Source organism: Janthinobacterium sp. BJB304 (assembly GCF_002735765.1).
Lineage (GTDB): Bacteria > Pseudomonadota > Gammaproteobacteria > Burkholderiales > Burkholderiaceae_D > Janthinobacterium.
On sequence record NZ_PDZN01000008.1, the window covers coordinates 96057 to 109497 of the forward strand.

13 protein-coding genes and 1 pseudogene are annotated in these 13441 nt (G+C 62.6%); 11 read left to right on the plus strand and 3 right to left on the minus strand.

All coding sequences use genetic code 11. From position 1 onward, the window contains the following. Positions 1–106 precede the first annotated feature (106 nt). The 8 genes from hemF (at position 107) to CSQ95_RS11520 (ending at position 6486) form a co-directional block, all read left to right on the plus strand. Entirely contained in the window at positions 107–1021 is a 915-nt protein-coding gene (gene hemF / locus CSQ95_RS11485) for an oxygen-dependent coproporphyrinogen oxidase (RefSeq protein ID WP_070224395.1), read from the plus strand. Then, positions 1018–1689 (plus strand): nicotinate-nucleotide adenylyltransferase, encoded by a 672-nt coding sequence (nadD, locus tag CSQ95_RS11490; protein WP_257218027.1) that lies wholly within the window; start codon positions 1018–1020, stop codon positions 1687–1689. Before hemF ends, nadD begins: the two co-directional genes overlap by 4 nt. Next, the gene (gene rsfS, locus CSQ95_RS11495; protein WP_058050453.1) at positions 1690–2379 is read left to right on the plus strand and encodes a ribosome silencing factor; all 690 of its coding nucleotides are present in this window, start codon (positions 1690–1692) and stop codon (positions 2377–2379) included. A gap of 6 nt (positions 2380–2385) precedes the next feature. Beyond that, positions 2386–2856 carry a 23S rRNA (pseudouridine(1915)-N(3))-methyltransferase RlmH gene (gene rlmH, locus CSQ95_RS11500; protein ID WP_034747108.1) on the plus strand — a complete coding sequence of 157 codons (471 nt, stop codon included), beginning with the start codon at positions 2386–2388 and terminating at the stop codon, positions 2854–2856. An 8-nt stretch (positions 2857–2864) separates the two neighbouring features. Beyond that, positions 2865–3485, plus strand: a complete 621-nt coding sequence (locus CSQ95_RS11505) for a nucleoside triphosphate pyrophosphatase (protein WP_099409611.1) — start codon at positions 2865–2867, stop codon at positions 3483–3485. A gap of 43 nt (positions 3486–3528) precedes the next feature. Then, on the plus strand, positions 3529–4992 hold the full coding sequence (gene rng, locus CSQ95_RS11510; RefSeq protein WP_070224392.1) for a ribonuclease G: 1464 nt from the start codon (positions 3529–3531) through the stop codon (positions 4990–4992). A gap of 2 nt (positions 4993–4994) precedes the next feature. Next, positions 4995–5777, plus strand: coding sequence for an AraC family transcriptional regulator (locus tag CSQ95_RS11515; RefSeq protein ID WP_099409612.1), 783 nt, complete (start codon positions 4995–4997; stop codon positions 5775–5777). 79 nt (positions 5778–5856) lie between these two features. Next, positions 5857–6486, plus strand: coding sequence for a LysE family translocator (locus tag CSQ95_RS11520; protein WP_070224390.1), 630 nt, complete (start codon positions 5857–5859; stop codon positions 6484–6486). A 4-nt stretch (positions 6487–6490) separates the two neighbouring features. Here the strand turns inward: CSQ95_RS11520 and CSQ95_RS11525 are convergent, their stop codons facing one another. The 3 genes from CSQ95_RS11525 to CSQ95_RS11535 all read right to left on the minus strand — a co-directional run bounded on the left by CSQ95_RS11525 (position 6491) and on the right by CSQ95_RS11535 (position 8716). Further along, a complete protein-coding gene (locus tag CSQ95_RS11525) occupies positions 6491–7030 on the minus strand; it encodes a hypothetical protein (RefSeq protein WP_230502344.1) in 540 nt (179 codons plus the stop codon). A gap of 66 nt (positions 7031–7096) precedes the next feature. Further along, on the minus strand, positions 7097–7576 hold the full coding sequence (locus CSQ95_RS11530; RefSeq protein WP_070224388.1) for a hypothetical protein: 480 nt from the start codon (positions 7574–7576) through the stop codon (positions 7097–7099). A 114-nt stretch (positions 7577–7690) separates the two neighbouring features. Further along, on the minus strand, positions 7691–8716 hold the full coding sequence (locus CSQ95_RS11535; protein ID WP_070224387.1) for a LacI family DNA-binding transcriptional regulator: 1026 nt from the start codon (positions 8714–8716) through the stop codon (positions 7691–7693). A 206-nt stretch (positions 8717–8922) separates the two neighbouring features. Here CSQ95_RS11535 and CSQ95_RS11540 point away from each other — a divergent pair. The 3 genes and pseudogenes from CSQ95_RS11540 to msbA form a co-directional block, all read left to right on the plus strand. Then, positions 8923–10161, plus strand: a pseudogene (locus CSQ95_RS11540) (malic enzyme-like NAD(P)-binding protein); the annotation flags it as partial. 255 nt (positions 10162–10416) lie between these two features. Then, positions 10417–11628: an O-antigen ligase gene (locus tag CSQ95_RS11545; RefSeq protein WP_099409614.1), complete on the plus strand. Its 1212-nt coding sequence runs from the start codon at positions 10417–10419 to the stop codon at positions 11626–11628. A gap of 51 nt (positions 11629–11679) precedes the next feature. Continuing rightward, on the plus strand, positions 11680–13413 hold the full coding sequence (msbA, locus tag CSQ95_RS11550; RefSeq protein WP_099409615.1) for a lipid A export permease/ATP-binding protein MsbA: 1734 nt from the start codon (positions 11680–11682) through the stop codon (positions 13411–13413). Positions 13414–13441: the final 28 nt, after the last annotated feature.

A 13441-nucleotide genomic window follows, 5' to 3' on the forward strand; every position in this document is an offset into this window, starting at 1 on the left:
GCGCGGCCAGCCCAAAACCACAGCGCAAGCGCCGCCCTATCACAAAAACGCGTAACAGGGTACAATCCGTCCTTACTTTTTTATTTCGGCCTCGTCGGCCCACGCGATGTCGTCAACTCCCTCTCCTTCGGCCGTCAAGGCTTATTTGCTCGATTTGCAAAGCCGTATCGTGCAGGCGCTCGAAGCGCAGGACGGCAAGCCCTTCCTGACCGATGCCTGGCAGCGCCCCGAGGGCGGCGGCGGCATTTCGCGGCTGATCGAGGAAGGCAATGTGTTCGAGCGGGGCGGCGTGAATTTTTCGCACGTCACCGGCGCCGCATTGCCGCCATCGGCCGCGGCCGCGCGCCCTGAACTCGGTGGCAAGGCATGGGAAGCGATGGGCGTGTCACTGGTGCTGCATCCGCGCAATCCCTACGCGCCCACGGTGCACATGAATGTGCGCTTTTTCAGCACCGTGAATACCGATGGCGAACCCGTATGGTGGTTCGGCGGCGGCATGGACCTGACGCCGTACTACGGCGACGCGGGCGACGTGAAGCACTTTCACCAGGTGTGCCATGACGCGCTGGCGCCGTTCGGCGGCGAACTGCATCCGAAGTTCAAGCAGTGGTGCGACGATTATTTCTACCTGAAGCACCGGCGCGAAGCGCGCGGCGCCGGCGGGATCTTCTTCGACGACTTCAACGCCCTGGGCTTTGACGACAGCTTTGCCATGCTGCGCAGCGCAGGCGACGCCTTCATCGACGCCTATGTGCCGATCCTGGCGCGCCGCAAGGACACGCCGTACGGCGAACGCGAACGCGATTTCCAGTGTTACCGGCGCGGACGCTATGTCGAGTTCAACCTGGTGTTCGACCGCGGCACCCTGTTCGGTCTGCAATCAGGTGGACGCACCGAGGCGATCCTGATGTCGATGCCGCCCGTGGTCAAGTGGCGCTATGACTGGCACCCGGAGGCGGGCAGTCCCGAAGCGGCGTTGTATACTGACTTCCTCGTGCATCGCGACTGGCTGCAGGCGTGAAGGAAAGTGGTACGGCATGCGTGGCGCTACTCGGTGGCAGCTACGATCCGGTGCACATGGGCCACGTCGCGCTGGGCACGCATTTTTCCAGCCTGCTGCACGCCGACGAACTGCGCGTGATTCCGGCCGGCGCGCCCTGGCAAAAGAGCAAGCTGGGCGCCACCGGCCAGCAGCGCGCCGAGATGGCCAGCCTGGCCTTTGCCGGCCTGCCCCTGCCTGTGGTGATCGACCGCCAGGAAATCGAGCGCAGCGAACATGGCCAGGCCAGCTACACCATCGATACCTTGCGCCAGGTACGCGCCGAGCTGGGACCGCGCGCTTCCATCGTTTTCCTGATGGGCGCCGACCAGCTGCAGCGGCTCGCGACATGGCGCGAATGGCAGCAATTATTTGAATACGCGCATATCTGCGTCGCGGCCCGCCCCGGCTTCGCGCTGAATGACACAGCAGTACCGCAAGTGGTCGCCGATGCATTTTCGCGCCGCCTGGGGTCTCTGAAAAGCATCCGCAACACGCCGCACGGTCTGACTTATCTGGCACAGGACTTCGCGGTGGATATCTCCGCCACCGAAATACGTGCGGCATTACAACGGGGGAATCGGGCAAACTCGCTTCTTTCCCCGCTAGTGCTAGACTATATTGAACAACATAATTTATACAAAAGCTAAATGGACATCAAAAAACTGCAAACCCTCGTCGTTGACGCCCTGGAAGACGTCAAAGGCCAAGACATCGCCGTCTTCGAAACGAGTCATCTGACCAGCCTGTTCGACCGCATCGCGATCGTCTCCGGTACCTCGAACCGTCAAACCAAGGCGCTGGCCGCCTCGGTGCGCGACAAGGTCAAGGACGCCGGCGGTCAAATCATCGGCATGGAAGGCGAGGAAACCGGTGAATGGGTGCTGGTCGATCTGGGCGACATGATCGTCCACATCATGCAAGCACCTATCCGCGCCTACTACCGCCTGGAAGAAATCTGGGGCGACACCCCGGTCAAGCTGGGCGCCGCCAAGCGCGCGCCGAAAAAAGCGGCCGGCGACGAGCCGAAAAAGGTCAGCGGCCATCTGGCGGCAAGCAAGGCCAATGTGGAAGCTTCGCCCGTGATCGAAAAGAAAACGCCAGCGAAGAAAGCCACTGCTGCCACCGCCGCCAAGAAAGCCCCGGCGAAAAAAGCCACCGCTTCCAAAGCCGTCGGCAAGACCGTGAAAGTCGCGCCTACCAAGACCGAAGCAGCTGCCGTGAAAGCGCTGAAAGCGCTGCCGGAGAAAAAAGTGCGCGCCCCACGCGCGGCCAAGCCGGCAGCCGATGCTGCACCGGCAAAAACCGTGATCAAGCGTATCAAAAAAGTCGAAGCGTAAGCCTCGATGCAGCTCATCATCGCTGCGGTCGGCCATAAAATGCCGGCCTGGATAGAGACGGGCTTCGCGGAATACGCGAAGCGCATGCCGCCGGAATTGCGCATCGTGCTGAAAGAAATCAAGCCGGTGGAGCGCTCCGGCAGCAAGACCGCCGCCACGGCGATGGCGCTCGAACGCGAGCGCATCGAAGCCGTCCTGCCCAAGGGCGTGCGCATCATCGCCCTCGACGAACGCGGCAAGGATCTGACCAGCGTCGGCCTGTCGCAGCAATTGATGGCGTGGCAGCAGGATGGCCGCGACACGGCTTTTCTGATCGGCGGGGCCGACGGCCTCGACCCGCAACTCAAGGCGCGTGCCGAAGGCATGCTGCGCATTTCCAGCATGACCCTGCCGCACGGCGTGGTGCGCGTGATCCTCGCCGAGCAGCTCTATCGTGCCTGGTCGATCACGCAAAACCACCCCTACCACCGTGTCTGAACTCCCCCATGAAAACGGCTGATCACAAGATCTACCTCGCCTCCAAAAGCCCGCGCCGGCGCGAACTGCTGCGCCAGATCGGCATCGATTTCGAATTGCTGCTGCTGCGCAGCGACGGCCCGCGCGGCGCCGACGTCACCGAGGAAGTCCTCCCCGGCGAATCGGCGCTCGACTATGTCGCCCGCGTGTCGAATGAAAAAGCCGCCTTCGCCTGGGACCTGGTGCGCCGCCGCCACCTGACCCCGCGCCCCGTGCTGGCGGCCGACACCACCGTCACCATCGACGGCGTCATCCTCGGCAAACCGGCCGACCGCCTCGAGGCCGTGGCCATGCTGCAGCAGCTGTCGGGCCGCACGCACGAGGTGCTGACCTCGATCGCCGTGCACTACAAGGATTTCGCCGAACAGCGCACGCAGGTATCGCAAGTGCGCTTCGGCGTGCTCTCGCCCGCCTCGATCGCCGCCTATTGCGCCACGCCGGAACCCTACGACAAGGCCGGCGGCTACGGCATCCAGGGCAGCGCCGCGCTGTTCGTCGAGCATATCGAAGGCAGCCATTCCGGCATCATGGGCCTGCCCCTGTACGAAACTGCACAGTTGCTACGGCTGGCAGGTTTGCCCCTGCCCTGATCCCGGGTATGATGTCATTCGTTGCCTCCACTCCCGCGCCCCCATGAACGAAGACATCCTGATCAATATCACGCCGCAAGAAACGCGCGTCGCCCTCATCCTCCAGGGCGCCGTGCAGGAATTGCACATCGAGCGCACGCTCACGCGCGGCCTGGCCGGCAATGTGTACTCCGGCAAAGTGGTACGGGTGTTGCCGGGCATGCAGTCGGCCTTCATCGACATCGGCCTGGAGCGCGCCGCCTTCCTGCACGTGGCCGACATCTGGGAAGCGCGCGGCCACGACGGCCAGAACGCGACGCCGGCGCCGATCGAAAAAATCCTGTTTGACGGCCAGGTGCTGACGGTGCAGGTGATCAAGGACCCGATCGGCACGAAAGGCGCGCGCTTGTCGACGCAGATTTCCATCGCCGGGCGCATGCTGGTCTATCTGCCGCAAGACAAGCACATCGGCATCTCGCAGAAAATCGAAAAGGAAGCGGAGCGCGAACAGCTGCGCGTGCGCCTGCAAAGCCTGCTGCCGCCCGATGAAAAAGGCGGTTACATCGTGCGCACCATGGCCGAAGACGCGTCCGATGCGGACCTGAAGGCGGACGTCGACTACCTGAGAAAAACCTGGAGCACGATCACGCACGGCGCGCGCACGCGTCCCGCCACCAGCCTGCTGCACCAGGACTTGAGCCTGGCGCAGCGCGTCCTGCGCGACTTCGTCGGCGATGAAACGGCCACCATCCAGGTCGATTCGCGCGAAAACTATGTGAAACTGCGCGAATTCGCGGAAATCTACACGCCCAGCGAACTGACGCGCCTGCAGCACTACACGGGCGAGCGCCCCTTGTTCGACCTGTACGGCGTGGAAGAAGAGATCTTGCGCGCGCTGGGCCGCCGCGTGGATTTGAAGTCCGGCGGCTACCTGATCGTCGACCAGACAGAAGCGATGACCACCATCGACGTCAACACGGGCGGTTTTGTCGGCGGGCGCAATTTCGCCGACACGATTTTCAAGACCAACCTGGAAGCGGCGCACGCCATCGCGCGCCAGCTGCGCCTGCGCAACCTGGGTGGCATTATCATCCTCGACTTCATCGACATGGACAACGCCGAGCACCGCAGCGCCGTGCTGGCCGAACTGAAACGCACCTTGTCGCGCGACCGTACCAAGGTGTCGGTGAGCAACTTCTCGCCGTTGGGCCTGGTGGAAATGACGCGCAAGCGCACGCGCGAATCGCTGGCCCACATCCTGTGCGAACCGTGCCCCGCCTGCGCCGGCAAGGGCCAGGTGAAAACCTCGCGCACGATCTGCTATGAAATCCTGCGCGAACTGCTGCGCGAGGCAAAACAGTTCAACCCACGCGAATTCCGCATTCTCGCCTCGCAGGAAGTGGTCGATCTGTTTTTGGAAGAAGAATCGCAGCACCTGGCCATGCTGGGCGACTTCATCGGCAAGAAAATCTCGCTGCAGGTGGAGAACGCCTACCACCAGGAGCAGTACGACGTGATTCTGATGTAGCCATGCCCGGCACCACCGCTTTCTGGCGCGACCCGGCCATGCCCCACGTGGAGAGCCGGCGCGCCTGCCACAGCCGCGCGTGCTACAAACCGCACAGCCATCCCACGTTTTCCATCGGCGCCGTCGATTCGGGCGGCAGCATCTTTACGGGCAGCAAAGAGGGCAAGGTGGCTCTTGGCAATGGCAGCCTGGTGCTGGTGCCGGCCGGCTGCGTGCACGCCTGCAATCCCCTGCCTGACGCCGTCTGGAGCTACCAGATGCTGCATCTCGATGCGCAATGGCTGCATATCCACGTGCCGCGGCTGGATGCAAGCAGCGCCAGCGTACTGCACGAACCTGTCCTGTATGCGCAGTTCTGTGCCATGAATGCGCTGCTGTTCTCGCCCGCAGCCGCGGCCGCCAAGCAAGAGGCCCTGCTGGCCTTGCTACACGCCTGTGCCGATGCCTACGGGGCAATCCCCCTCCCCTCGCACGCTGCCCGCATCCCGATGCAACTACGCCCGGTAGTGCAGCAGCTGCAGTCTCAACCGCTGGCCAGCTTGGCGCAACTGGCCGAACTGGCCGGCATGAGCCGCTACCAGCTGATCCGCGCCTTCCGTGCCGCCACCGGCATGACGCCGCATGCGTACCAGCTGAATCTGGGCGTCAACCGCGCGCGCAGCGACTTGCAGGCGGGCAACGCCCTGGCCGACATCGCCTGCGCGCTGGGGTTTGCCGACCAGAGCCACCTGCAGCGCGTCTTCAAGGCGCATGCTGGTATCACGCCGGGACGCTATCGCCGCTGAAGCGCCTGCAATTTTCTTCAATACAGACCGGAGCGTCCCCCCGCATACTCGCGCATCGCCATTGCCGGAGTCGCGTTTCATGCAGGATTTTCTCCTTATCGCCGCTGCCCACTTCCTCGCGCTGCTGTCGCCAGGGCCCGATTTTTTCCTCGTCGCCCGCAGCGCGCTGGCGCACGGCTGGCGCGGCGCCATGCCAGCGTGCATCGGCATCGCACTGGCCAATGGCGTGTTCATCGTGGCGGCGTTTGGCGGCGTCGCCGTGCTGCATCCAGGCAGTCCCCTGTTTATCGCCGTGCAATTGGCGGGCTGCGCTTATCTGCTGTACCTCGGCGGCCTATTCCTGCGCCATGCGGGCACCACGACGCTGACGGCAGCGCCGGCCGCCACGCCCGGCAAGGCGCACTGGCGCAACGGCCTGGGCATGGGTTTCCTGTCTGCCATCCTGAATCCGAAGAATGCGCTGTTCTACGTGAGTCTGGCGTCCGTCGTCGCCAGCCGGCAAACGGGCAGCGGCTCGGTCGTGCTGTATGGCGTGTGGATGGTGTGTGCGGTGCTGGCGTGGGACATGGCGGTGGCGCTGGCCATCGGCAATGGCGCGCTGCGGCAGCGCTTCGCGCGCGCCCTGCCGAGCCTGGAGCGGCTATCGGGCGCCGTGCTGATCGTGCTGGCGGTGCTGCTGCTGGTAAATGTCGCCAGCAGCAGTGTCTGACGGATCAGGCCGGCAGCGGATCCAGGTAAAACACGGCATACACTTTCAGCGGCGTGGTTTCCGTCGCTTTTTCCGAACGCACGACGGAGCAGTCGTCGGCGGCCAGACTGCGCCAGTTCTGGATACCGGCCTTGGCGAACATCGCGTGCGCGGGAGCATTCGCGGCCAGATCCAGCACCAGGCAGGCGTTGCGCGGGCCGGCGCCGTAGTTGACGGCGCGGATCTCGATGCCGAAGGTTGTCATCCACGGTTCCCACAAGCCCTTTTCCTTGCCGGCCGCCATGCGCTCGAGCATGTCGCCGAAGCTCAAGCCTTTCTTGACGGTGCTGCGCAAGGCGGCCAGCGACGGCGCCAGGCGGGGATCGGGCTGCTTGTTGCCGGCGCGGATCTCGGCGATCGCCTTCAATTCCTTGATGATGGCTGCGTCGCGCTCCGTGTAGTCGCGCATGCGCGCGTAAAACTCGGCGTCGAGGAAGGGATTGACGGTCAGTTTGGCGACGCCCTCTTCGCGGCGTTTCGGGGAAGGCGTGTTGGTTTTGGTCATGGCGGTAGAGGGCAAGAGAAACGATGAGGGGCGCCAGTTTAACATCATGGCGCGTCGGCGGCGGCGTTAGCGCCGCTTTAATGTTGCGCCTGGCGGGTGCGGGGCGGCCACTACGGCGCGCGCACCGGGCCGCATGAAGCCACGCCGTGGCCCGAACAGGAAGACGGCGCCGGCATACAGTCCCGCCAGGGGGAAGCGCACCTCCCTGAGCAACTGGTGGAAAATGGCGATCGACTGCGCGCGGGTGACGGGCATCTCGGCGCGCCACTGGCACAGCACGTCATGCACGAGGCTAGCATGGTAGGTGGCGGGCAAGCCCAGGTGCTGCGCGCCATCGGGCGTGCCCACATAAAACAGGCCGAGCACGCTGATACAGGGCGAACAGCCATCCCAGGCATAACCGGCGCGGATGCGGATGGCCGATTCGCGTATCGTCACCCACTCGTTTTCAAATTCAATGCCTTCGAGTAGCGGCGAGCAATAACCATAGTCACTGCCCAGTGCATAGCGCCAGGCGCTGCCGGGCATGCCGAAATTCTTCGGCATCAGCGGCCTCCCTGCTGTGCATGCTTTTCCGTCGTCTGCATGGCGTTGTCTTGATTAATATCAATATCAAGATTTAAACATACTCTGGCAAAAGAAGGGCAACAAGTGGCAGGCTCAGGCGCGCGGCGGCGCCGTCGACTCGCGCACCACCAGCTCGGGCTTCAGGCGCACGTCGATCACCGGGGAATCGGGCGAGGCGATGGTTTGCAGGATCAGCCGGGCCGCTTCCGTGCCGATGCCGTGGTGGCGGATGCGGATGGTGCTCAAAGGCGGACGGATCATGTCCATGTAGGGCATGTCGTTGTGGCCCACCACGGAAATATCTTCGGGACAGCTCAAGCCCAGTTCGCGGATGGCGTCGTAGCAGCCGAGGGCCACCAGGTCGCTGCCCGTCACCACGGCCGTCGTTTGCGGCGACTGGCGCAGCAGTTCCAGCAGGGCCGCCTTGCCGCATTCGCGCGAATAGCCGCTGCTTTCAAAGACGAACGCTTGCGAGGGGTCGAGTTCGCTGGCCTGAATGGCGGCCAGGAAACCGAGACGGCGCACGTGGCCCGTGGACAGGTTTTCCGGGCCGGCAATGTGCGCGATATGGCGGTGACCGAGCGCCAGCAAGTGTTCCACGGCCAGGCGCATGCCGACCACGTCGTCGCTGACGACGCAGGAAGCGACGCCCGTCTCGTCGCTGCGGTTGACGGTGACGACGGGCACATTCTGGTCGATGCACATCTTGATGACGGGATCGTCGCGCCGTGCGGTAGCCAAAATCAGGCCATCGACCTGCTGCCCCAGCAGGCGGTTGATGACGAACAGCTGCTCTTCCTCGTCGGCGCCCACATTGGCGACGATGGCCAGGTAGCCATGCTTGCGCAAGCCCTCTTCGATGCCCAGCAAAATCGGCGGGAAAACAGCGTTGGTGATGTCGGGCAAGACCACGCCAATGATGCGCGACTTGCGCGTGACGAGGGTCGAGGCGGCGCGGTTCGGCCGGTAGCCGAGGCGGCCCGCTTCGGCCAGCACGCGCGCGGCCACCTCGGCGCTGACCATTTGCCGCGTTGCCGGGTTCATCACGCGCGACACGGTGGAAAAGTGCACGCCGCTGGCCCGCGCAACGTCGCTTAAGGTGGGGTTCTTGTTTGTCATGGGCTTCCCGGATCGCAATACTGTGATTTTATCGTAAAAATTCCCCATTTCGTCAAAAACCGAGCAAACGCTTGCATTGAAATAAAGCCGTTGCCCAAAGCGGTTTTGGTACGCTTAAGTACATTCCAGCCTTGACAGCGTGCAAACGCTTGCATACCATGGCTCGGACTTACCACTCGGGCCTGGTTGCCCCTCCCAGAATTCCTATGTCTACTTCGCACAGCAAGCATGCCGAACAGAACGGCGAAACCTTCAACCTGAAAGAAGCCGCCCTCGCCTATCACGCGGAACCCCGCGCAGGCAAGATTTCCGTCACGCCCACCAAACCGCTGGGCGACGCGCGCGCCCTGACCCTGGCGTACTCGCCGGGCGTGGCCTTCGCCTGCGAAGCCATCGTGGAAGATCCGCGCACGGCCGGCACCTACACGTCGCGCAGCAACCTGGTGGCCGTGATCACCAATGGCACGGCCGTACTGGGCCTGGGCGATATCGGCCCGCTTGCCAGCAAACCGGTGATGGAAGGCAAAGCTTGCCTGTTCAAGCAGTTCGCCGATGTCGATGTGTTCGACATCGAGCTGGCCGAGAACGATCCCGACCTGTTCATCGACACCGTGGTGCGCATGGAGCCGACCTTCGGCGGCATCAACCTGGAAGACATCAAGGCGCCCGACTGCTTCTACATCGAACAGCAATTGCGCAAGCGCATGAACATTCCCGTCTTCCACGACGACCAGCACGGCACGGCCATCATCGTCGCGGCCGGCATCCTGAACGGCCTGGAGCTGGTGGGCAAAGATATCGGCAATGTGAAAGTGGCCGTCTCGGGCGCCGGCGCGGCCTCGATCGCCTGCCTGGACTTGCTCGTCTCGCTGGGCCTGAACAAGTCGCTGCTGAAAGTGTGCGACAGCCAGGGCGTGATCTACCCGGGCCGCGATGCCAACATGGAAGAGAACAAGGCGCGCTACGCGAACGATACGAGCGACCGCGACCTGGCCGACGCCATGGTCGGCGCCGACATCTTCATCGGCGTCTCGAAGGGCGGCGTGGTCAGCGCACAGATGGTCGAATCGATGGCCGCCAAGCCTTTGATCTTCGCCCTGGCCAATCCGCATCCGGAAATTGCCCCGGAAAAAGTGCACGCCGTGCGCGACGACGCCATCGTGGCCACGGGCCGCTCGGATTATCCGAACCAGATCAACAATGTGCTGTGCTTCCCGTACATCTTCCGCGGTGCGCTCGACGTGGGCGCCACCACCATCAATGAAGAGATGAAGCTGGCCTGCGTGCGCGCCATTGCCGCGCTGGCCAAGGAGCCGTTGCCAGGCCACGAGAGCAGCGCCCTGACGCCGTTGCAACTGATCCCGTCGCCGTTCGACGAGCGTCTGCGCAGCCGGGTCGCGCCTGCCGTGTCCCAAGCGGCCATCGCCACCGGCGTAGCCACGCGCGTGCCGGCTACCGCCTGATGCGCAAGGCAAGGCCCGCCTTGCCTTGACAAAATTACAGCAAGTTACCATTGCTTACAAAAAAACCATGGTTCAAAACCATGGTTTTTTCGTTTATGCCCTTGGGTTTGGCGAATTGATTTCAAAAAAGCAATTTTTACGTCGGCGTTTTTGCATGAACCTTCGATTACAATGACGCCTGCTTTTATGTTGCTACAGTTGCCATAATGGCGACGACGTGCGTTACCAAGGATATTCATGCTCGGCTTGACCTCTGTTTGTGTTTTTCTCTTTTCGGCATTGGCGTTGGCTGTCACCAGCGGATATTCCCTTGGCGCGCTGGTTCTTCTGCTGGCCAGCAGCTGGTTGCTATGGAAACGTCCCCGCCTGAACCTGCAACGCCAGGATTATCTACTGCTGGGCACGCTGTTGCTGTATTTCTGTGTTTTCACGGCCAACATGCTGTACCACGCGGATCCGGCCCGTGAACTCGACATCCCCCTGCGCGCGCTGCTGGCGGCGCCCGTCATGCTGCTGTTGATCGCCTATCCGCCCCGTGCGGCCGCATGGTGGGGCGGCTTGGCTGTCGGCGCCATTAGCGGTGCCGCTCTGGCATCCTGGCAACTGCTCATGCTTGACATGCCCCGTCCTCAGGCCGCCACCAGCAATGCCATCCATTATGGCAATGTGAGCATACTGCTGGGGATGTTATGCCTCTGCGGTCTGGGCTGGGCGCGGGCCAGCAGCTATCGCCTGGTATGGATCAGCTTGTTACTGGCCGGTGGCGTGGCGGGCATCCTCGGTTCCATCATCAGTGGCAGCCGTGGCGGCTGGTTGGCCTTGCCCGTCTGCGGCTGCGTGTTTTCCTTCTATTACTCGAAGGGCCGCAGCACCTACTACCTGGGCGCTCTGATGAGTGCACTTGTCGCCGTGTCCATATCTGCCTACATGCTGCCCGACTCCCCCGTACCGCAACGCGTCAAGGCCGCGTTAGAGGACATCAAAGAATTCAAAGACAACGATAATGCGACGACGTCCATCGGCCAACGCATGGAAATGTGGCGTACCGCATGGGCTCTTTCCGATGAGCATATCTGGCTTGGCATGGGGCGCAGCGGCTACCTTGCCGCCAAGCAAAAGCTTGCGGAGGGGGGAAAAATGGACGCCAGCATCAAAGACTACACCAACGCCCACAATGATTACCTCGATGCACTCGTCAAACGCGGCATCGTCGGCTTATTGGCCTTATTGGCACTCTTCCTCGTGCCGTTGGCTCTGTTTGTGCGAGCACTGCGTCACGGCCATGGCAGCGCCAGGCCGTTCGCGCTGGCCGGCGTGGTGCTATGCACCTGCTACATGATTTTTGGCCTGACGACGAGCTCGCTAACCCTGAATATCGGCATCATCATGCTGGTCTTCCCGATGGTGATATTGTGGGCCCTGTTGCGCCAGCAAGAGCGCACCGCTTGAGCTCATTTTTCGCCTGACCGTTTTTGCTGTCCCCTGCAAGGAACCATACCGATGCTCACGCCCGACCTGAAGCGCCTTACCGCGCTGCACGCGCCCTATAAGAAACACCTGGCCCTGGCCCTGCTGGCGATGGTCGTCACGGCGGGCACGGAACCGCTGCTGCCGTATGCGCTCAAGCTACTGCTCGACAATGGTTTTGGCGGCAAAGTGCGTTTTTCCTTCTGGCTGGTGCCGCTGATCGTCATCGGCATCTTTGCCATCCGCGGCGCGTCGACGTTTGCCAGCAGCTACCTGATGAGCTATGTCTCCACGCGCATCCTCAACGAATTGCGGCGCCGGATGTTTGCCAGCATGCTGAACTTGCCCATCGACTTCTACAACACGCACACGGTGGGCAAGGTCATCAACTCCATCATGTTCGAGGTGCAGCAGATCATCGAGATGGTAACCAAGGTGTTTACCTCGATCGTGCGCTCCTCTCTGACCGTGCTGGGCTTGCTGGCATGGCTGCTGTACCTGAACTGGGCACTGACCCTGGTGACCCTGGTGCTGCTGCCCGTGCTGACCATCGTCGTGCGCACCACGGGCAAGCGCCTGAAAAAACTCAACCGCGACTCGCTGGCCGTCAATGCCGAGCTGACCCAGGTCATCGAAGAAACCACGCGGGCGCAGCAAGTGATCAAGATCTTCGGCGGCCAGGCCTACGAGAAAGCGCGCTTCGAAGAGCGCGCCGAACAATTGCGCCGCTACAGCATGCGCATGACCACGACCTTTTCCGCCACCGTGCCCATCACGCAGGTGATCACGGCCGCCGCCGTGGCCCTGGTCATCGTGATGGCCCTGTTCCAGTCGGAGCAGGGGCAGATCACGGTCGGCGGCTTTGTATCCTTCATCACGGCCATGCTGATGCTGCTGACGCCGTTGAAGCAACTGGCCGAAGTCAACGGTCCCCTGCAACGCGGCATGGCCGCCGCCGAGGAAGTCTTTTTGCTGATCGACAAGACGCCGGAACGCACGGGCGGCAAGCCGCTGGCCGGCCGCAGCAAAGGCCGCATCGAGTTCAAGGACGTGAGCTTTGCCTACCCCGGACATCCGGAACCGGCCCTGCGACACATCGACCTGAACATCGCGCCAGGACAAACGGTCGCCTTTGTCGGCATGTCCGGCGGCGGCAAATCGACCCTGGTCAGCCTGCTGCCCGGCTTTTACTCGGCCAGCAGTGGTGAAATCTTGCTCGATGGACAGAATATCGATGCCATCGCCTTGACCAGCCTGCGCAGCCAGATCGCCATGGTCAGCCAGCAGGTGGTGCTGTTCGACGATACCCTGGCCGCCAATATCGCGTATGGCGATGCGGCCCCGGACCGGCAGCGCATTGAGGCGGCCGCCGCGGCAGCCTTCCTGTCGGACGTCATCGACGGCTTGCCGGACGGCCTGGAAACGCGCCTGGGCGACAATGGCTCGCGCCTGTCCGGCGGCCAGCGCCAGCGCGTGGCCATTGCCCGCGCGATCTACAAGGATGCGCCCATCCTGATTCTCGATGAAGCCACCTCGGCACTGGATACGGAGGCGGAACGGGCCGTGCAAGCGGCACTGGAACACCTAATGCAAGGAAAAACCACCTTAGTTATTGCTCATCGCCTATCAACAATTGAACGGGCGGACCGTATCGTGGTATTGTCACATGGGAAAATAATGGAAACCGGCAGTCACCAGCAATTATTGGACGCCAACGGCGCCTATGCCAATCTGCACCGCCTGCAATTTTCCCAGCAAGTGGCATGACACCATCCCACCCAGTGGTATGACACCA

Bases quoted from the DNA above. Each gene is read 5' to 3' on its own strand.
- hemF (WP_070224395.1), top strand. From the start codon at position 107: ATGTCGTCAACTCCCTCTCCTTCGGCCGTCAAGGCTTATTTGCTCGAT.
- rsfS (WP_058050453.1), top strand. From the start codon at position 1,690: ATGGACATCAAAAAACTGCAAACCCTCGTCGTTGACGCCCTGGAAGAC.
- msbA (WP_099409615.1), top strand. From the start codon at position 11,680: ATGCTCACGCCCGACCTGAAGCGCCTTACCGCGCTGCACGCGCCCTAT.
- CSQ95_RS11535 (WP_070224387.1), bottom strand. From the start codon at position 8,716: ATGACAAACAAGAACCCCACCTTAAGCGACGTTGCGCGGGCCAGCGGC.
- CSQ95_RS11505 (WP_099409611.1), top strand. From the start codon at position 2,865: ATGAAAACGGCTGATCACAAGATCTACCTCGCCTCCAAAAGCCCGCGC.
- CSQ95_RS11530 (WP_070224388.1), bottom strand. From the start codon at position 7,576: ATGCCGAAGAATTTCGGCATGCCCGGCAGCGCCTGGCGCTATGCACTG.
- rng (WP_070224392.1), top strand. From the start codon at position 3,529: ATGAACGAAGACATCCTGATCAATATCACGCCGCAAGAAACGCGCGTC.
- CSQ95_RS11545 (WP_099409614.1), top strand. From the start codon at position 10,417: ATGCTCGGCTTGACCTCTGTTTGTGTTTTTCTCTTTTCGGCATTGGCG.
- CSQ95_RS11515 (WP_099409612.1), top strand. From the start codon at position 4,995: ATGCCCGGCACCACCGCTTTCTGGCGCGACCCGGCCATGCCCCACGTG.
- CSQ95_RS11525 (WP_230502344.1), bottom strand. From the start codon at position 7,030: ATGACCAAAACCAACACGCCTTCCCCGAAACGCCGCGAAGAGGGCGTC.
- CSQ95_RS11520 (WP_070224390.1), top strand. From the start codon at position 5,857: ATGCAGGATTTTCTCCTTATCGCCGCTGCCCACTTCCTCGCGCTGCTG.
- rlmH (WP_034747108.1), top strand. From the start codon at position 2,386: ATGCAGCTCATCATCGCTGCGGTCGGCCATAAAATGCCGGCCTGGATA.